Raw genomic sequence first — 18,175 nt, 5'->3', positions numbered from 1 at the left:
GAGAATCAAGAACCAGGACAGTGCCCCTTTTAACAAATTATCCCCTTTTTGCTTATTGTTTGGAAGAATTACCTGTAGCAGTCGTATTTTCTCTTAGTCCCATATCGGATTAAGGATGAGATTGATCTTCTCGCCAAAAAACAACCTGGTACTCTTTGCAAATGAGGGGGTATAATCAGACACAAAGAACTGATGCTTCTTCGGTGTCCCGTCATTTAATAAATTAAGATCTTTCAAACGATCTTTGACATGCTCTGCAACAATCTCTGCAGTATTAACAATCCGTACCTTTTCCTTATAAAAGGCTGATATTTCTGATCGTATCAGCGGGTAATGAGTACACGCCAGGATAAGACTGTCGATCTTTTTCAATTTTGCCGAGGATAAATAAGAATTTATCACCGTTTTGCTGATATTATTATTGAAAAACCCCTCTTCAATCATTGGCGCCAGCAATGGCGTTGCCAGCGAGCTTACCTCCAGCTTAGGATTAGCCGCCTTAAACTTTTTTGCATAAATATCTGAGCGGATTGTTGACTTTGTTCCAATAACACCGATCTTCTTATCGTCGGCATTCTTTACCATCAGGTTGACCACCGGATCTATTACATTAATGATCGGGATCCGGTCACCTAAAAAATGTACCAGTTCATGAAATGCGTGAGACGAAGCCGTATTACAAGCTATCACGATAACCTTACATCCTTTATCCATCAGGAACTTAGCGATCTTAAGGCTGTAGAATTTTATGGCTTCGGGAGATTTATCACCATAAGGCATATGGGCCGTATCGCCGAAATAAATGAGTTGTTCATTCGGCAGTATTTTACGAATGGCATTCGCTACGGTTAGCCCGCCGATGCCGGAGTCAAAAATCCCAATAGGCAGTGCTGAACTCATTTGGTAAAATTATAAAAAACTAGTTGAAACCCGATAGCTATTGGGTTGAAAGGGGAAAGTGGAAAGCGAATTGAAACGTGCATTAGTCCTATTACTCCGACCACAAACATATTTCTTGAACCCCGAAGGGGGTTATATGTTTATAGAAAATCAACCTTGCCGTTTTTCCGACCCCAAAGGCGGTCGTATGTACCCGTCCTGGCTCCTGACTCTTGATTCTTGACTCCTGGCTCTTGATTCCCGACTCCTGACTCCTTTCTAAAAGACATAAAAAAAGCGTAACCACACGTGATTACGCTTCCTTCTAATAATATAGAGATGCTCTTATTTACTTGCAGTAGTGATGCCTAATTTGGTTTTAACCGCTGCTAAAAGGTCTTCGCCACCATCGAAATATACAACCCCTGGCTGAGAGACATCGAAAACGTATGCGAAACCTTTTTCTTTAGCTACAACCTTAACTGCATCCTCGGCTTTCTTAAATACCGGCTGATAAAGTTCAGTACGTTTTGTAGTTAATTCCTCCTGAGACTTTTCCTGAGTTTCAGTGATCCGTTTCTCCATATCCTGGATCTCCTTTACCAAAGCTTCGATCTCTTTGCCTAAAGTTTCCTTGTTCGCTTCGCTTAAGGCTTTTGTTTTGTCGTTGTATAGGGTGATCTTCTTGGTACGTTCTGCATCCATTAATTCTAACGCAGTTTGCTTTTGCTTAGCAAAGGTCTGAAAGCTTGCATCTGCTGTTTTCATTTCAGGCATAGATTGCAAAAGATCCGCAGAATTGATATGCCCGAATTTCTGCTGAGCATTTGCGGCGCTTCCAGCCATGAATAATCCTGCTGCAACTAATCCTATTCTTACTAATTTCTTCATTGTTTTTATTGCTTGTTCTGTTTTGTTTTTAATTTATATAGAGCTTTAATTGGTAACAAAAGTGCCTGGTTTAAAACCCAGCCGTGTAATAACGTCATTGCTTTTATCTAAACGCGGACTAGCATACAATAGTGTGATCTCACTAGTCTTATCAAAGATCATATCCAGTTGCTGCGCATCTGCTACGGCCTGTATGGCCTTGGCCACACGGTCCTGGATAGGTTTGATCAATCGTGTACGCGCCTGGAAAAGCTCGCCTTCAAATCCAAACTTAACCCGCTGGAATTCTTTTGCCGCGTTTTCTTTTCCAATAATTTCTGCCTCTCTCCTCTTGCGCATCTCCTCGGTTAATAACACCTGGTCTGCCTGGTAAGCTTTGAACAATCTTTCAATTTCCGCAAATTTTCCGTCTACATCTTTCTGCCATTGAGCCGATAAGGCGTCTAACTGCTTCTGTGACGAAGTGTATTCCGGAATATGCTTCAATATATAATCGCTGTCAACATACGCAAAACGCTGCGCAGATGCAGACAATGTTATACAAAATAATAATAAAATACCTAAAATTAATCGTTTCATTTTAATTAATTAAATCCTCCGTTTAACGCTTGTGATATACTAAACGTAAAAGGTTGTCTGCCATTGCTTTCCAGTCCAGGTATTTTATCAAACGCAAAACCGTAATCGATACCAAGCAAACCAAAAATAGGTAAAAACACCCTCGCTCCAAATCCTGCAGCACGTCTCACATTAAAAGGGGCGAAATCTCTGAACGAATTCCAGGTATTACCGCCCTCGGCAAATGCAAGAACGAATATTGTAGCCGACTGGCTTGCAGTAATAGGGTGCCTCAGCTCCAGAACATATTTGTTAAAGATCGGGCTTCCTGATCCCTGGGCAATTGTAGGATTGGAACCCGCCGGAATAACGGCATTGTTTGCATACCCACGCATGGCTATAATTTCTGATCCTTGCAGGTAATCAAATCCCTGCATACCATCACCTCCAAGCTTAAAACGTTCGAAAGCAGATTGTCCGACGGCCGTATTGTATATTCCCAACAAACCGAACTGCGCCTGGGCCTTCAGCACCAGCTTTCCGTAGATCCTCTGGAACCATTGAGATTCAAACTTCCATTTATGGTATTCGGTAAACTTATATTTTTCCTTATCGGTTGCTACCGCATAGTTCTTATTGTTTAGCAAGGAATATGGCGGTGTCGCCTGGATGGTCAGCTTAAGGTTAGACCCTGAGGTCGGGAAGATCGGCGCATCTACCGAACTGCGGCTAAGCTCCTGGGTCAGGTTGAAGTTATACGAAGTTCCTGTTGAGAAAATGAACTGGTTATAATTATTCAGCTTATACTGCTGAAGATTGATCGACGTATTTGCCTGGAAATAGTCATCCGGCCATTTTAACCGCTGGCCGAGGGTAAATGTCAAGCCGTTTAAGCGGATCTTCTGCTGGTCAATATCACTATCCCTTAATCCGTTCGACTGAAGCGAAGTAAATGCACTGATACCGAAATAAATAGGCTTCTTGCCGCCAAGCCATGGCTCAGAAAATGAAAAGCTGTAAGACTGATAGAATTTTCCATTGGTCTGGCCCCGGATGCTTAGCTTCTGACCATCGCCTTTAGGAAGCGGCTTCCAGGCGCTCATGTTAAATAAGTTCCTTGCCGAAAAATTATTAAAGGTTAAACCCAGAGTACCTACAACACGGCCGCCACCAAAACCACCTGAGAGCTCGATCTGATCGGAAGGCTTTTCAACCACATTATATTCGATATCTACTGTTCCCTCGTTGGGATTAATATTTATCGGACGGGGATCTGTTTTAGTATCATCAAAGTTCCCAAGCTGAGCGATCTCACGCGTACTTCTTACGATAAGCTCTTTGGAAAATTTCTGCCCCGGCTTAGTCCTTATTTCTCTCAGGATTACCTTGTCATTGGTCAGGTCATTACCCTTTACCATCACTTTATTGATCGTGTATTGAGGGCCTTCATACATCCTTATTTCAAGATCAATGGTGTCACCGTATATCTTGGTCTGCACCGGGTCAACATTAAAGGTCAGATAACCATCATTAAGATACAAAGAAGAAATATCGTCGCCATTAGGGCTGCTGGAAAGCTTTCTGGTTAATTTCTCTTCGCTGAAAACCTCTCCCTTTTTAATTGAAAGGAGGGTTTCAAGAAATTCCACAGGATATTTAGCGTTCCCCGCAAAAGAAATATTACCAAAATAGTATTTAGGCCCTTCATGAAGGTTTATCTGTACGGTTACCCCGTTCTCACTTGACCGGTAAACAGAGTCACTGACTATCTCTGCATCCCTGTAGCCCTTTTCGTGCATTTTAGCCACCATGGTGCGCTTATCCTCGTCATATTTAGACTGAAGAAATTTAGCTGAACCAAATACTTTGTAGAAAGCACGTTCTTTTGTCTTCTTTAGATATTTTTTAAGGCTTTTGTCCTTAAAGTCCTTATTACCTGTGAAGACTATCTCATCGACCTTTACACGTTTCTTTTTATCGACGGTTATATCCAGGATCATATTATTCGCTTCCGCGGTATCCTTTCTTTGTGCAATAGACACCTCTGTAAATAAATAACCCTTTTCATTAAAATGCTTCTTAATAATGTCAGTTGTTGTCTTTATCAGGTTTTCGTTAACCACCTTCCCTGTCTTATCGTTCAGCTTGGTACGTATATCCGTAATTTCGCCTTTTTTTAGACCAAGAAGGTCAATTCGCGTCAAACGCGGGCGCTCAACCACTACTATGTTAAAAAAGATAGAATCTCCCCTGATTTCAGCGATATTTAATTTTACATCATCAAATAATCCCTGAGCCCATAAATTCTTCACAGCATTTGAAGTCGCATCACTCGGTACTTCAATCTTATCTCCTTTTGTGAGCTTGGATATAGTTATGAGAACGTCCTTATCTAAAAATTCAGTACCGGTCACGGTAGTTCCGCCAATCGTAAATTCCTGCGGGTTCAGGTAACTGATTTCAGACCTGGTAGCCGTACTCCTCGGGGGTGTCGGTGTCCCCGTCCTTCCAAACTGCGCCATCGCAGAAGTACCTGAAATAAGTAAAAATATTATTATTAAAATGCGGTTCATTTGTCGTGTTTAACGGTGCTAAAATAAGCTAATCACTTGTTAAAAAGTGTTAAAGTTAAAAATTAGTTGAGCTGCTCGCTGGTCATTCCAAAACGCCTTTCACGTTTTTGAAAATCAATGATCGCTTCAAAAAGATCTTCTCTTCTGAAATCGGGCCATAGCTTAGGGGTAAAATACAGCTCCGAATAGGCCAGCTGCCATAAAAGATAATTACTTATCCGGTGTTCGCCGCTGGTTCGGATCATAAGTTCGGGATCCGGCATGCCAGAAGTGCTTAAATATGAAGCAAAAGCTTCTTCTGAAATGTCATCTGCCTTAATTTTTCCGTCTTTCACATCTTCAGCAAGCTTTCGGGCAGCATCAGTTATTTCCCATCTTGAGCTGTAGCTTAAGGCGAGAGTGAGAGTGCATGCTTTGTTGTCCGACGTCTTCTTAATTGTTTCCTGCAGCTGGCGGTAACATTTATCCGGGAGCGATTTCAAATTGCCGATTGCATTCAGCCTCACGCCATTTTGCATCAGCGTTTTGGTCTCCTTATTAATGGTTGCAACAAGCAGCTCCATAAGGGCCATCACTTCTAACTTAGGCCTGTTCCAGTTTTCTGTAGAAAACGCGTATAAAGTGAGGTATTTGACACCAAGTTCAACAGCTCCTTCAACGGTGTCACGAACAGATACCACACCATTCTGGTGACCGAAAACCCGGAGTTTTCCTTTTTCCTTGGCCCAGCGCCCATTGCCATCCATTATAATGGCAACATGCTGCGGCAAACGGTCTTTATCTATTTGTTCAATCAAACTCATTGACTCATATTGGTGCCTAATCTGTACAATTAGAATTACTCTAAAATTTAGAGCTGCAAAGGTATGAAAAAATGTAGTTCACAGTTCATATCCCATATCTAAAACGTAGGACATTTAACAGGGACAAAAGTATAGGTGAGGCTGATAGCGGTGATCATGTAGGTATCGCGCTTCCGGAAATCCCCCCGTTGCTGACCTCTGCGGTCTGCTGCCGTCAGAGAGCGATCTGACAGGGCAGGGCTCAGGGGGCTCACTGGTGGTGTGACCGTAAAATCAGGATATCGTCCGCTCAGGTCGTCGAGGTAATCCGTAAACGCTGTGCGGTAGCCGATCTCACCAATGACGTTCCAGTTGCCTTTAATGTTATATTTTACTCCCGCGCCATAAGGAATGCTGATTGCATTCCTTTTGTACTCAACTGCTTCAGTCTGAAGAGGCTGGAGTTCAATCTCACTTCCGTTATAATCGGTTACAGGGTTGTAGGAGAAGCCGCTTATGCCAGTAAAAATATAAGGACTTAATCTCTTTGAGCCGAAGCCCGGAAGTAAGCCAGGCAGATAATTAAAGAAGTTAAATTCCATTTGAAGCGACAGCTCAGTAATATCCGACCGGAAACTCAGATTACGGTTCACTTGATCCGCATTGTCTGATTTACTGTCATCCGCCTGGATCCTGCCGTGGGTAAAACCAACTTTAGCCGACCAATAGCCATTAAAATTGCGCTTAACAAGGGCACCAAATGCCGGGTCGGTAAACTTATAAAACTTAACGGGGTTGATATCGCCCATATAACCCGAAGCACCAACTGAAACACCGGCCTCCCATGTCTGAGCCAGGACAATCAGGCTCTGTGAAAAGAAACAAAAAAACAGGACCAGTCTGCGCATTAAAAAGAGTTACTTAATAGTTTCTTGTATCTATTCCCCAAAGTAATTTGTTTCTTAACGTAGATAAATAGTTTTCATTATTCAGCCTGATGAGATTTATTCCAAAATCAGCCTTCTTAACGGTTATCTTGATAGATGTATCTATAACCTCGGTTCGTGAATCACATGTTACCAGGTATTTAGAGCTTCGTCCCTCAATCTCAAACGACAGTATGTTACTGTCCGAAAGGACAATGGGCCTTACATTCAGGTTGTGTGGCGAGATCGGAGTTACTACCATGTTTCCCGATCCCGGGAATATAATAGGACCTCCACAGCTTAAAGAATAAGCCGTAGACCCTGTAGGAGTGGCGACAATAAGACCGTCAGCCCAATATGAATTCAGAAAATCGCCGTTAAGATATGCATGAACAATCATCATCGCCGACGTATCGCGCTTGTGGATCGTAATGTCGTTCAGTGCAAAATTCTCACTGCCGAAAAGATTAAGGTCTGATTCTAGCTTTATCTGTTCCCTCCTGTCCAGGGTAAACTCCCTGTTTACCAGCCTTTGAATAGCCGAATCGATATCAACCTTATTAATACTTGCGAGGAACCCGAGCCTTCCAAAGTTTATACCTATCACCGGGATGTTTGAATCACAGATAAGAGTAACCGTGTCGAGCAATGTGCCATCCCCTCCAAGACTGATCATCACATCTACTTTAGCGGTTGTGAGGTCATGGTAGTTTCTGAATATCTGGAACTTTTTCGGAAAGAAGATCTTGCCCGAAATAAAATGGTTGTACTTATCGTACACGAAAGTCTCTATATCATATTTTGCCAGGCTATCAAAAACCTGTTGAACATAAGGCAGAACCGTATTATTGAACTGCCTGCCGTAAATTGCAATCTTCATGCTGATTTTTTAGATATCAAGGTAATTCATAAGCTGATCATATCTGTCTGAAGTGCCACCATCTGATTTTGAATCATTAAAAGTAGCCCTTACATTATAATCATACCTCAAAAATGAAGCTAAGATGGATGATATATCTGTCCGGTTGAGTTTTAAAGTAACTTCCAGACGGGTTGAATCCGGGAAAGACTTTATATAGGAACTAAGGATCTGCGCATTATCTGACTCAACTATCTGAGCGATGTGAGAAAGAGAATTATTCCTGTTGCTGATCTCGAGAATAACAATGCCGCCTGGCTCCTTCACCGAGGTCATTGTGGCAATGTACTCCATCATAGTATTGATTGAAATAAGTCCCTTGTAATTCTTGTTTATATCCAGAACCGGAACGATGCTCAGCTTCTGCTCATAAAACAAGCGGATGACGTCATAAATATGCTGTTCTTCGAAAACAAAGGGATTATGAAGCGAAAGACTTAAACCACCGATCGGGAAGCTGCTATCGGGAACCTCGATCAGATCTTCGTCAGACACTAAACCAAGGAATTGCTTATCATTAACTATAGGCAAATGATTCACCCTGAACTCCGTCATCCGTTCCATAACTTTCTGAATGGTATCAGAAGTTCTTACCGGAGGTATGGCGTCGGATATGAGTTCATGTGCATACATAACTATTCTTTTTGCTTATCGAGAAACTTCCTCAGATACATATTAAATTCTTCAGGCTGCTCCATCATAGGCGCATGCCCGCATTTGTCGATCCAGTTTAATTCTGAATCAGGGAACAGCTGATCAAACTCCACGGCAACATCCGGTGGCGTTATCTTATCATCCTTGCCCCATATCAAACATACGGGAACTTTGATCTTATGGATGTCTTTCGACATATTATGCCGGATCGCAGATTTAGCCATCGCTAATATCCTGATTACCTTTACACGATCATTGACCGTCTGATAAACTTCATCAACCAGTTCTTTGGTTGCTGTTGCAGGATCATAAAATGTAAATTCTACTTTCTCCTTAATAAAGTCATAACTCTCACGCCTTGGGAAGGAGCCACCGAAAGCATTCTCATACAAACCCGAACTGCCGGTAAGAACAAGGGATTTTACTTCTTCAGGGTGATTGAGCGTGTAGATTAACCCAACATGCCCGCCGAGAGAATTACCCAACACCGTTATATTTTGAAGCTTCTTATACTTAACAAACTTATGCACAAATTTTGCGAGGGTCTTTACCCCGGTAGTCAGCAGCGGAAGGTCGTATAGCGGCAAAAGTGGTATAACGACCCGGTATTCTTTCCTAAATTCAAGAACCACATCAGTCCAGTTGCTTAAAGCACCCATCAATCCATGAAGCAGTACAAGCACTTCGCCTTCGCCTTCGTCAATGTATTTAAAACCGTTTTCTTCTTTAATCGCGAACTCCATAGAATCGTTAAGTGCGTATAATCGTGTTACTTGCTAAGATAAAAGTCTAAAAGTAAAATCAGTATAAAAACTAATTTATATGCTTATAAATATAAGTTTTTACGATCAATCCCTGAAATAGCCCTTCCTGGCTCAGGCCAGCAATTCTTTGACCACCTCGGAGATGGTTTTGCCGTCGGCCTGACCGGCCAGTTCCTTATTTACCTGTCCCATTACCTTGCCCATATCCTTGATGCCCGCCGCTCCTGTCCTGGCGATAACATCTTTAACATGGACTGCAACATCGTCGCGGCTCATTTGTTTCGGAAGGTACTTTTCGATCACCTGCATCTCTTCGACCTCTATCTGATAAAGATCGTCCCGCTTTTGAGACAAATAGATGTCTGCAGATTCTCTGCGTTGTTTGACGAGCTTCTGCAAGACCTTTATTTCGGCTTCATCTGTTAACACGTCTGAAGCTCCCTTCTCAGTTTTTGCGACCAGTAAGGCTGCCTTGATTGCCCTTAAGCCCCTCAGCCGCCCGCTATCCTTTGCCAGCATGGCAGATTTAATATCCTGATCTATAGTTCCCTGAAGTGACATTTGGTTATTTGTGAATTGGTTAATTTCCTGCAAAACTACGGAAATGATATGGGTTGAAGGGAATTTACCTCAAATCTCCCGCAACAAATGCGTCGTATTTGCCTGAGCTGTTGGCATCACGATCATATCATTTATATTCACGTGAGGGGGGCGTGATACTACGAACCAGATTGTTTCAGCGATATCCTCGGCATGAAGTGGCTCATAGCCATCATAGACCTTTTTTGCCTTTTCTGTGTCCCCTTTGAAACGGACTTCTGAAAATTCTGTCTCTACAGCTCCTGGATGAATGGCGGTTACCCTGATTTTATAAGGGAGAAGATCAATCCGCATCGCCCGGTTCAGCGAGTCAACAGCATGTTTCGTGGCACAATACACATTCCCGTTAATGTAAGTTTCCTTTCCGGCGATCGAACCAAGGTTGATGATATGCCCGCCGCCGTTCGAAATCATCCAGTTCGAGACTATTTTCGTAACGTACAACAGTCCCTTCACATTCGTATCGATCATAACATCCCAGTCGGTTGTACTCCCGGCGTTTATCGGATCGAGTCCCTGAGAAAGGCCGGCGTTATTGATCAGAACATCTACCTTTTTCCAATCTGCAGGCAGGGCCTCAAGGTTCTGAACCTCTTCCCTGATCCTCACATCTGCGACAAGCGTTTTAACTTCAATACCAAATTCTTCACTAAGCTTTCCGGCGAGAGACTCCAGGCGGTCCGCCCTGCGGGCCAGAAGGATCAGATTATATTTTTGTTGAGCAAAAAGGAGAGCACATGCTTCGCCAATTCCGGCGGTTGCGCCTGTTATTAAAGCTATTTTTGACATAATGGGATTAAAATCCGAAAGTAAGGAAAATAGTGGGGAAATGGAGAATGGGAAAATAGAGAATGGGGGAATGGGAAATGGAAAATGGGGAATGGAATTGAACGCTCGACTATTTTCCTATTCCCTATTCTCTATTTCCTATTCCCTATTCCCCTACTCAAAAAACAAACTAAACTGAAAATTCCGCAAAAACATCTTATCAATCGGAGATGTATAGGGGTTTTCAGCCCTGTCCCGGTCCAGCAATACACTTTTGGTTGTCTGCGCAAATTTAATCTCGGGGGAGAGTTTGAACCATTCAAAATAAATATCAAGGCCTACACCTGCTTCATACCACAATGAGTTGGGCACGCTTTTAAGAAACTTTTCAGAGCCGATGAATCCGCTGTCGTCTTTCTTCTTTCTGGAAACGATATCCATCGAATACTTCGCCCCGGCTATCAGGTATGCGCGGTAATTGTTTTGACGGTTAGATTTTAACTTGAAACTAACCGGCAGATCGACAAAGGTGGCCTGCACTTTCTTTTGGACATTATAAGATGGGTCTGCAAACTCATAATTTGCAAGAACGTCAGAAAACACAAGTCCCGGCGTAAAACGTATATTGGCATTTTCCGTCAGTTTATAATCGGAAACGAATCCCAAAGCAAAGCCCTGGGATACCGGTGAACTAATGCTCGTTAACGGGCTGGGAATAAACAATGTGCCATCTGCCGGATCCGCAAGAGGTTCCTTCCAGTCTGCCCTTTTTAAGATCTTATATTCTGCTGAAATGTACTGAAACTTAAACCCGAAATGCAGGGTCTCGTTATCAACTCCTCCTCCCCAATTCTGCTGTGCAACTGAACTAGCAGTAAATAACACAGTCAGCAATAAGACAAGGATAACGCCTTTTTTCATTTAGTACCGGTATAAATGGAACAAATCCCAAACGCCAGGGGACGCCATTTCGTATTTCCGTACCCAACTTTCTTCATCAGGTTTAAAAACTGCTCCCCGTCGGGGAATGCAGCCACAGACTCAGGTAAATAAGTGTATGCACTCGCGTCCCTGGAAAATAGCTTTCCTATTGCCGGGGTAACATATTTAAAATAAAAATTATAAGCCTGTTTCACCGGGAAAACCCGTGGTTTTGAAAACTCCAGAACAACCGCCTTGCCTCCCGGCTTTAATACACGCAGCATATCAGCAAGGCCTTTCTCCAGATTTTCAAAATTGCGAACGCCGTAGGCCACGGTAACCGCATCAAAACTTTCATCATCAAAAAGGAGCTTTTCGGAATCGCCAAGGTTCACCTCGAACTTGTCCTGCAACTTTCGCTTGATTATCTTCTCCTTCGCGATTTCCAGCATTCCCTCAGAAATGTCTACCCCAACAATTTTCTCAGGCTTCAGTATTTTTATCGATTCAAATGCAAAATCTCCTGTACCTGTTGCAACATCAAGGATATATTTCGGCTTATCAGGCAACAGTTCCCTGATCGCCATTTTCCTCCATATCACATCAATTCCCAGCGATAAAAAATGATTCAGGAAATCATAGGTGCCGGAAATATTATTGAACATCTTTGCGACCTGATCTTTCTTGGAAGCATCGGAATCGCGATAAGGGGTGACTGGGTTTGACATACGGGACAAATATAGTTATACGTTTTACGTTTTACGTTGTAAGTTGCTAAACGCCGTGATGCATGACGTCTATTTAAACACCCGGCTGAACACCGTTCGGACAGGCAGGGAGCGCATGGCTAAAAGCATAGGGCTAAAAGCGTAGAGCATGCATATAGCACTAAGCGATCTCCGCCCGGCCTCAGCGTCCTCTGCGTTTAAAAATGCCGGAGGCATTCGGTAGGAACGTATAACGTAAAACCCTTACCTTTGCGGCAATGATCATCAAAAGCGCAGAATTTCAATGCAGTAATACCCGGACCGATAAATTACCCCCGCCGGTATTGCCTGAATACGCATTTATAGGCCGTTCAAATGTTGGCAAATCCTCCTTGATCAATATGCTGGTTCAGAAAAAGGGGCTCGCCAAGACATCCCAAACTCCCGGTAAAACCCAGCTGATCAACCATTTCCTGATCAATGAGAACTGGCAGCTGGTGGATCTTCCCGGCTATGGCTATGCAAAAACTTCGCGCAGCAACCGGGCAGACTGGCAAAAATTCATCAGTTTTTACCTGCGCAACAGGGAAAACCTGCAATGTGTCTTTGTGCTCATCGACAGTCGTCTTGAGCCTCAGAAAATAGATATCGAATTCTGCTCCTGGCTCGGCGAAAATGGGCTTCCTTTCCAGCTGATCTTTACAAAAGCAGACAAACAGTCGCGGGTTAAAACAGATCAGGCCGTAGCTAAATTCAGAAAGGCATTGTTAACGATCTTTGAAGAAGTTCCTCAACACTACATTACCTCCTCAGAAACGCAGGACGGACGGGACGATATCCTGAATTTTATCAACGAGTTAAACAGGTCATTCTCGCGCTAGCTATGAAGAAATATTTATCTCTGGTATTGTTTGCACATACAGTGTTCGCCATGCCTTTTGCATTTATCGGCTTTTTTCTTGCTGTGACAACCACCAGTCATCATTTCAACTGGATCAAGCTTTTGCTGATGGTGCTGTGCATGGTATTTGCAAGGAATGCGGCGATGGCCTTTAACCGTTATCTTGACAGGGAAATTGACGCTGCAAACCCGAGGACCGTTGTACGCGATATCCCCTCCGGCCGGATATCATCCGGGGAAGCGCTTGCGTTTACGATTATAAACTGCCTGCTATTTATTGCTACCACCCTGCTTATTAACCGCCTTTGCTTTTATCTTTCCCCTGTTGCCCTCGCTGTTGTTTTGGGATATAGCTATACCAAACGGTTCACTCCCCTGTGCCATCTTATCCTGGGGCTCGGCCTGGCGCTTGCACCCATTGGCTCTTATCTGGTAGTAACAGGCGAATTTGCGATGCTTCCGGTATACTTTTCCCTGGCGGTTCTATGCTGGGTCAGCGGCTTCGATATTATATATGCCCTTCAGGATGAAGAATTCGACCGGCAAAATAATTTAAACTCCATACCCGCATGGCTTGGAAAAAGAAAAGCCCTGCAGGTATCAGCGGTCCTCCATTTTCTGGCTGTCGTATTTATCAGCATACCCTATTTCCTTTCCGGGCTGAGCTGGTTCTACCTGGCCGGGATCCTCTTCTTTATCCTGTTGCTGGTTTATCAGCACCAACTGGTCAGGCCCGATGACCTGTCGAAGGTAGACCGGGCATTCTTTACAACTAACGGCATTGCTTCAGTAGTGTTCGCAGTGTTCTTTATGTTAGACGTTTATTTGAGAAATCAATTATAATCATGAGTACCCTTAAGATCGAAAAAAAACCTCGCACCTATATCCCTGAAAATCTGAAGGTGAAATGGGATAGTCTGGAACCTATTTTTAAAGAATTACTGTCGCGGAAACTAGACTCAGTTCATGCTTTGGAACAATGGCTCAGGGACAGGAGCGAACTTGAGGCAGCCCTTGAGGAAGATTTTGCCTGGAGATATATCAGGATGACCTGTGATACCACAGACGAAAAGCTGCTGGCTGATTTCCAGTTTTTTGCAACCGAGATCGAACCAAAGATCGCGCCCCTGAATAATGACCTGAACAAAAAATTTATTGAGAGCGAATTCGCAGACCAGCTGGATAAAGGAAAATACTTCGTTTACACCAGGGGCATCAGGAAGGCACTGGAATTATTCCGGGAAGAGAATATACCATTGCAGACCCAGATACAGGTAGAACAGCAGAAATACCAGGCAATTACCGGAGCTATGTCGGTCAAGTTAAACGGAAAGGAATACACGCTCGAACAGGCAGCAGTATTTTTAAAGGATACCGACAGAAACGTCAGACAGCAAGCATGGGAAGCGATAACCGCGAGAAGGCTGCAGGATAAGGAGAAACTAGATGAACTGTTCAACGGTCTTTTAAAATTAAGACACCAGGTAGCATTGAATGCCGGATTTGAGAATTTCCGCGACTATATGTTCCAGGCTTTAGGCCGGTTCGACTACACGCCGCACGACTGCTATAAGTTTCACGAAGCAATAGAAAAAGAAATAGTGCCTGTTCTTCGTGAGCAAGCTGCGGCACGGCAGACGGCCCTCGGGTTAAAAGCGCTGAAGCCCTGGGACATGGATGTCGATGTTTCCGGCAAGCCTGCATTGAAGCCGTTCAAAACTGGCGAGGAGCTGATTGATAAATCTATAAAGTGTTTCCAGGGCTTGAGCCCCTATATCGGCGAACGGCTGGAAATAATGAAAGCTAATGGCTTCTTTGATGTGGAGAGCCGTAAAGGGAAAGCACCCGGCGGTTATAACTATCCCCTTGCTGAAAGCGGCGCACCATTCATTTTCATGAACTCTGCAGGTACATTTCGCGACCTAACAACGATGGTGCATGAGGGTGGCCATGCCGTGCATACATTTATTTCTGCTGACCTCGAACTGAACGATTTCAAGCACCTCCCTTCGGAAGTGGCCGAACTCGCTTCCATGAGTATGGAGCTGATCTCCATGGACCAATGGGATGTCTATTTTGACAAAGCGGAAGATCTCAAGCGCGCTCGCAAAGACCAGTTAAAGGATGTGCTGAAGACGCTGCCGTGGGTAGCAGTTGTAGATCAGTTTCAACACTGGATCTATACGAATCCGGACCACACGAGTGAAGAACGAAGCGAGGCCTGGAAAAAGATCTTTGAGCCCTTCGGAAATAACTTTTCCGACTGGTCGGGGCATCCTGAAGCTCTTGAGAACTTATGGCAGAAGCAGCTTCACATTTTTGAGGTGCCCTTCTACTATATAGAATATGGTATCGCACAGCTTGGCGCTATTGCGGTCTGGAAAAACTATAAAGCCAACCCGGAAACCGGGCTCAAAAACTACCTCGACGCCCTTAAACTGGGATATACGAAAACCATCAAAGAAATATATGAGACCGCAGGCATCGAATTTAATTTCAGCGCCCGGTATGTAAAGGAACTGGCGGAGTTTGTTAAGAAGGAACTGGCGGAGATTGAGACCCGATAGCTATCGGGTTGAGAGTTGAGAATTCAATTAAGGAGCCTCACCCAGTTCCAAAAATGACCAAACTGGAATTAGGGAACGCCAGGCTTGATCACCACGTCCTGTCTTTAAGCAACTCCTGCATTTCTGCTTTGGAGAAAGGCAGCTTACCCGGGTTGGCATTGATCCATTGTGCAAAATCTGCTTCAATAGCATCTGTCCAGCGGCTATCAATCTGCCCCGGAGTATATTTTCCCTCGCGAAGCCTTATCTGGCCAAATTCATCACGTACCAGTACCAGCTCCCCGGTTTTAACTACCCGCTCTACCAAATGGGGAGGAATGAACATGACGCCATCCAGATGACCTAATATTATATCCCCCGGCAACACAGTTACATTTCCTATCCGGATAGCGACATTGATCCCCGTAAGCATCATCTCCTGCTGATAAGACGGATGATCTCCCCTGACAAACGAAGTAAAACCAGGCATCGCTTCCAGGTCTCTCAGATCCCTGACAGCACCGTTAAAAACCACGCCGTTACCCGATTTCGCAAGAATTGCCGTTCCAAGGTTGCTCCCAATAATGGGGCCGTCTTCCAACTTTCCATAGGAATCGGCCACATACACATCGCCTTTGGTCAGCATATCGATCGGCCAGGAAACCATATCGCCCACCCTTCCGTCCTTTGTAGCTTCTTTTTGGATCTGTTCTTTTACCTCCGGACGTACCGGCATATACTGAACCGTTAAGGCCCGCCCAACCAGGACTTCTCCGGCACGGATATTTTTCCAGTTCTTTTCGTACTGGTGAGTATAACCCTCCGCCCTGAGAACACCCCAGGCCTGCTCAACGGGCACTCGCTTCATTCGCTTCAAAAGATCGTCAGACACCTTTGGCCTGCCGTCAGCAAACCGCTCACCTTTCCATTTGGGAGTAAGCCCGATCATTTCTTCCCGGCTTAAAGTCAGGTTCTGGCTAAAAAGATGTGTTGGAAGGAGTAAGACGGCAAGAAGAATATAAATATTCAGAAGATTATTTTTCATAAAAGGATTCATTTGTTTTTAATTCAAGTTTAAGTTTCTAATATCCAGCTACCTGGCCATCTTTCCTGGATTCCGAAGCTCCAAAATAAACCTTCCGCACGGGATCATATCGGATGGCCTGATACCCCCCATAGGCCGAAGGTGCAGCTGTATAGCCGACCAGGTGACCTTTCTGCAGCAGTTCACGGATAACCTCGTAAGGATACCCGCTTTCAAGTGTTATCATTCCCCCTGTCTCAACCATCTTCTCCCCTGTTGGTTCCGAGGATCCCTCATGATTCATTCGCCGAAAATCTCCGGCCTCCTGCACATTCATACCGAAATCAATAATATTCATCACTATCTGAACATGGCCAAGCGGCTGAAACGTCCCGCCCATTACGCCAAAACTCATCATTGGCTGACCATCTTTTGTCATGAAGGCGGGAATGATCGTGTGGAAGGGTCGCTTTCCGGGTGCATAAGAATTCATTTCCCCCTCAGTCAGACTAAACAATTCACCCCGGTTCTGCAGGATAAATCCAAGCTCATCGGGCATCATACCTGAACCAAAGCCCCGGTAATTACTCTGAATTAGTGAGACCATATTGCCTTCCTTGTCGGCAACAGTCAGATAAATAGTATCTCCATCCTTCAGGGCAGGATTTCCGGAATCAAAATGTACAGCAGCTTTATCAGGATTGATAAGCTTTCTTCTTTCCGCTGCATATTCATCAGAGATCAGCGATCGTACGGGAACCTTGGCAAAATCCATATCCGCATAAAATTTTGCCCGGTCTTCAAAAACCAGCTTTTTAGCTTCAGCAAAAAGGTGAATATGCTCTGCACTGCCTGGTTTGATCTTTGAAAAATCATACCCCTCGAGAATATTAAGCATTTGCAGAACAGCGATGCCCTGTCCATTCGGCGGCAGCTCCCAAACATCATAGCCGCGATAGTTCACAGAAACAGGATCAACCCAGGTCGAGGTATGACGGGACATATCTTCATAACTAAGAAATCCCCCGCTCTTTTTCATGAAAGCATCTATACTGCGGGCTATGTCACCTTTATAAAACACATCCCTTCCCTCCTTTCCTATCCTTTCCAGGGTATTTGCCAGGGCGGGATTCCTGAAGAGATCTCCTTCCTGAGGAAGGTGTCCACCCTGGTAATAATGTTTTGCCACATTGGGAAAATTAGTATATAGGGCTGGGATCCGCGGTAAGGCAGCAAATAATTCAGCATGGACTGGAAAGCCATTCCTGGCATAGGAAACAGCATTTTCGAGTACCTTATTCATTGGCATGGAGCCAAATTTTTTATGCAGTTCAAACCAGGCATCCACACATCCGGGCACTGTAACTGACAAGGGTCCGTATGGCGGTATATGCTTAATACCACGCTTTTGAAATTCAGCAAGCTGTAATGATCGGGGCGACCTGCCGGATCCGTTCAGTCCATATAGTTTCTTTGTTTTAGCGTCCCAAACTATCGCATAAAGGTCTCCGCCAATCCCATTCATGTGAGGCTCAACAACTCCCTCCATGGCACTTGCCGCAATCGCCGCATCAATAGCATTACCTCCGGCTTTCAAGATATCCAGCGCCACCTGGGTAGTTAATGGATGAGATGTGGCTGCCATTCCATTTTGAGCGATCACCTGCGAACGCGTTGCCCATAATTTCCCATAGTACCGATCCTGGGCATAAACGCCAAGCGGTAATAAAAATAAGATCAGAATATATTTCATTTCAGCTGA

Annotated in this window: 18 protein-coding genes; 3 read left to right on the top strand and 15 right to left on the bottom strand. The window is 44.2% G+C overall.

What is annotated here, in order from left to right:
• Window positions 1-93 precede the first annotated feature (93 nt).
• From murI to ubiE, 13 genes are all read right to left on the bottom strand, one after another.
• The gene (murI, locus tag P2W76_RS09160; protein WP_276347457.1) at window positions 94-900 is read right to left on the bottom strand and encodes a glutamate racemase; all 807 of its coding nucleotides are present in this window, start codon (window positions 898-900) and stop codon (window positions 94-96) included.
• 324 nt (window positions 901-1,224) lie between these two features.
• Window positions 1,225-1,770, bottom strand: coding sequence for an OmpH family outer membrane protein (locus P2W76_RS09155; RefSeq protein WP_276347455.1), 546 nt, complete (start codon window positions 1,768-1,770; stop codon window positions 1,225-1,227).
• A gap of 45 nt (window positions 1,771-1,815) precedes the next feature.
• Window positions 1,816-2,349 (bottom strand): OmpH family outer membrane protein, encoded by a 534-nt coding sequence (locus P2W76_RS09150; protein ID WP_276347453.1) that lies wholly within the window; start codon window positions 2,347-2,349, stop codon window positions 1,816-1,818.
• 5 nt (window positions 2,350-2,354) lie between these two features.
• Window positions 2,355-4,850, bottom strand: coding sequence for an outer membrane protein assembly factor BamA (gene bamA, locus P2W76_RS09145; RefSeq protein WP_276347594.1), 2,496 nt, complete (start codon window positions 4,848-4,850; stop codon window positions 2,355-2,357).
• Window positions 4,851-4,963: 113 nt separating this feature from the next.
• A complete protein-coding gene (locus P2W76_RS09140) occupies window positions 4,964-5,704 on the bottom strand; it encodes an isoprenyl transferase (RefSeq protein ID WP_276347451.1) in 741 nt (246 codons plus the stop codon).
• A 98-nt stretch (window positions 5,705-5,802) separates the two neighbouring features.
• Window positions 5,803-6,591 (bottom strand): DUF6089 family protein, encoded by a 789-nt coding sequence (locus P2W76_RS09135; protein WP_276347449.1) that lies wholly within the window; start codon window positions 6,589-6,591, stop codon window positions 5,803-5,805.
• A 13-nt stretch (window positions 6,592-6,604) separates the two neighbouring features.
• Window positions 6,605-7,489, bottom strand: a complete 885-nt coding sequence (locus P2W76_RS09130; RefSeq protein ID WP_276347447.1) for an NAD kinase — start codon at window positions 7,487-7,489, stop codon at window positions 6,605-6,607.
• Window positions 7,490-7,498: 9 nt separating this feature from the next.
• Window positions 7,499-8,161 (bottom strand): CBS domain-containing protein, encoded by a 663-nt coding sequence (locus P2W76_RS09125; protein ID WP_276347446.1) that lies wholly within the window; start codon window positions 8,159-8,161, stop codon window positions 7,499-7,501.
• A gap of 2 nt (window positions 8,162-8,163) precedes the next feature.
• Window positions 8,164-8,925, bottom strand: a complete 762-nt coding sequence (locus tag P2W76_RS09120) for an alpha/beta hydrolase (RefSeq protein WP_276347445.1) — start codon at window positions 8,923-8,925, stop codon at window positions 8,164-8,166.
• Between the two features lie 132 nt (window positions 8,926-9,057).
• Window positions 9,058-9,507: a GatB/YqeY domain-containing protein gene (locus P2W76_RS09115; RefSeq protein WP_276347444.1), complete on the bottom strand. Its 450-nt coding sequence runs from the start codon at window positions 9,505-9,507 to the stop codon at window positions 9,058-9,060.
• A gap of 69 nt (window positions 9,508-9,576) precedes the next feature.
• Window positions 9,577-10,335: an SDR family NAD(P)-dependent oxidoreductase gene (locus P2W76_RS09110; RefSeq protein ID WP_276347443.1), complete on the bottom strand. Its 759-nt coding sequence runs from the start codon at window positions 10,333-10,335 to the stop codon at window positions 9,577-9,579.
• Window positions 10,336-10,488: 153 nt separating this feature from the next.
• Window positions 10,489-11,235, bottom strand: coding sequence for an outer membrane beta-barrel protein (locus P2W76_RS09105; RefSeq protein ID WP_276347442.1), 747 nt, complete (start codon window positions 11,233-11,235; stop codon window positions 10,489-10,491).
• Window positions 11,232-11,963: a bifunctional demethylmenaquinone methyltransferase/2-methoxy-6-polyprenyl-1,4-benzoquinol methylase UbiE gene (gene ubiE, locus P2W76_RS09100; protein WP_276347441.1), complete on the bottom strand. Its 732-nt coding sequence runs from the start codon at window positions 11,961-11,963 to the stop codon at window positions 11,232-11,234. The genes P2W76_RS09105 and ubiE overlap by 4 nt, the downstream gene beginning before the upstream one ends.
• Window positions 11,964-12,220: 257 nt before the next feature.
• Here ubiE and yihA point away from each other — a divergent pair, with 257 nt between their 5' ends.
• From yihA to P2W76_RS09085, 3 genes are read left to right on the top strand one after another with little or no spacing between them, the layout of a single operon-like run.
• Complete coding sequence (yihA, locus tag P2W76_RS09095) at window positions 12,221-12,823, top strand: ribosome biogenesis GTP-binding protein YihA/YsxC (protein ID WP_276347440.1); 603 nt, start codon at window positions 12,221-12,223, stop codon at window positions 12,821-12,823.
• A gap of 2 nt (window positions 12,824-12,825) precedes the next feature.
• Complete coding sequence (locus P2W76_RS09090; RefSeq protein WP_276347438.1) at window positions 12,826-13,686, top strand: UbiA-like polyprenyltransferase; 861 nt, start codon at window positions 12,826-12,828, stop codon at window positions 13,684-13,686.
• 2 nt (window positions 13,687-13,688) lie between these two features.
• On the top strand, window positions 13,689-15,410 hold the full coding sequence (locus tag P2W76_RS09085; RefSeq protein ID WP_276347437.1) for a M3 family oligoendopeptidase: 1,722 nt from the start codon (window positions 13,689-13,691) through the stop codon (window positions 15,408-15,410).
• An 88-nt stretch (window positions 15,411-15,498) separates the two neighbouring features.
• Here the strand turns inward: P2W76_RS09085 and P2W76_RS09080 are convergent, their stop codons facing one another.
• Together P2W76_RS09080 and ggt are read right to left on the bottom strand one after the other, a co-directional pair.
• Window positions 15,499-16,434, bottom strand: a complete 936-nt coding sequence (locus tag P2W76_RS09080; RefSeq protein WP_276347435.1) for an RraA family protein — start codon at window positions 16,432-16,434, stop codon at window positions 15,499-15,501.
• Between the two features lie 37 nt (window positions 16,435-16,471).
• The gene (ggt, locus tag P2W76_RS09075) at window positions 16,472-18,166 is read right to left on the bottom strand and encodes a gamma-glutamyltransferase (RefSeq protein ID WP_276347434.1); all 1,695 of its coding nucleotides are present in this window, start codon (window positions 18,164-18,166) and stop codon (window positions 16,472-16,474) included.
• Window positions 18,167-18,175: the final 9 nt, after the last annotated feature.

Origin of the sequence: Daejeonella sp. JGW-45, assembly GCF_029360805.1 — a bacterium.
In the GTDB taxonomy this organism is placed as follows: domain Bacteria; phylum Bacteroidota; class Bacteroidia; order Sphingobacteriales; family Sphingobacteriaceae; genus Daejeonella.
This window is presented reverse-complemented; position numbering and strand designations above follow the sequence as displayed.

What these genes read in the sequence shown, in the direction of transcription:
- P2W76_RS09140 (WP_276347451.1), bottom strand. Translation starts at nt 5,704, where the DNA reads ATGAGTTTGATTGAACAAATAGATAAAGACCGTTTGCCGCAGCATGTT.
- P2W76_RS09115 (WP_276347444.1), bottom strand. Translation starts at nt 9,507, where the DNA reads ATGTCACTTCAGGGAACTATAGATCAGGATATTAAATCTGCCATGCTG.
- ubiE (WP_276347441.1), bottom strand. Translation starts at nt 11,963, where the DNA reads ATGTCAAACCCAGTCACCCCTTATCGCGATTCCGATGCTTCCAAGAAA.
- P2W76_RS09120 (WP_276347445.1), bottom strand. Translation starts at nt 8,925, where the DNA reads ATGGAGTTCGCGATTAAAGAAGAAAACGGTTTTAAATACATTGACGAA.
- murI (WP_276347457.1), bottom strand. Translation starts at nt 900, where the DNA reads ATGAGTTCAGCACTGCCTATTGGGATTTTTGACTCCGGCATCGGCGGG.
- P2W76_RS09090 (WP_276347438.1), top strand. Translation starts at nt 12,826, where the DNA reads ATGAAGAAATATTTATCTCTGGTATTGTTTGCACATACAGTGTTCGCC.
- P2W76_RS09150 (WP_276347453.1), bottom strand. Translation starts at nt 2,349, where the DNA reads ATGAAACGATTAATTTTAGGTATTTTATTATTATTTTGTATAACATTG.
- P2W76_RS09105 (WP_276347442.1), bottom strand. Translation starts at nt 11,235, where the DNA reads ATGAAAAAAGGCGTTATCCTTGTCTTATTGCTGACTGTGTTATTTACT.
- P2W76_RS09155 (WP_276347455.1), bottom strand. Translation starts at nt 1,770, where the DNA reads ATGAAGAAATTAGTAAGAATAGGATTAGTTGCAGCAGGATTATTCATG.
- P2W76_RS09110 (WP_276347443.1), bottom strand. Translation starts at nt 10,335, where the DNA reads ATGTCAAAAATAGCTTTAATAACAGGCGCAACCGCCGGAATTGGCGAA.
- yihA (WP_276347440.1), top strand. Translation starts at nt 12,221, where the DNA reads ATGATCATCAAAAGCGCAGAATTTCAATGCAGTAATACCCGGACCGAT.
- ggt (WP_276347434.1), bottom strand. Translation starts at nt 18,166, where the DNA reads ATGAAATATATTCTGATCTTATTTTTATTACCGCTTGGCGTTTATGCC.
- P2W76_RS09130 (WP_276347447.1), bottom strand. Translation starts at nt 7,489, where the DNA reads ATGAAGATTGCAATTTACGGCAGGCAGTTCAATAATACGGTTCTGCCT.
- P2W76_RS09085 (WP_276347437.1), top strand. Translation starts at nt 13,689, where the DNA reads ATGAGTACCCTTAAGATCGAAAAAAAACCTCGCACCTATATCCCTGAA.
- P2W76_RS09135 (WP_276347449.1), bottom strand. Translation starts at nt 6,591, where the DNA reads ATGCGCAGACTGGTCCTGTTTTTTTGTTTCTTTTCACAGAGCCTGATT.
- P2W76_RS09080 (WP_276347435.1), bottom strand. Translation starts at nt 16,434, where the DNA reads ATGAAAAATAATCTTCTGAATATTTATATTCTTCTTGCCGTCTTACTC.
- P2W76_RS09125 (WP_276347446.1), bottom strand. Translation starts at nt 8,161, where the DNA reads ATGTATGCACATGAACTCATATCCGACGCCATACCTCCGGTAAGAACT.
- bamA (WP_276347594.1), bottom strand. Translation starts at nt 4,850, where the DNA reads ATGGCGCAGTTTGGAAGGACGGGGACACCGACACCCCCGAGGAGTACG.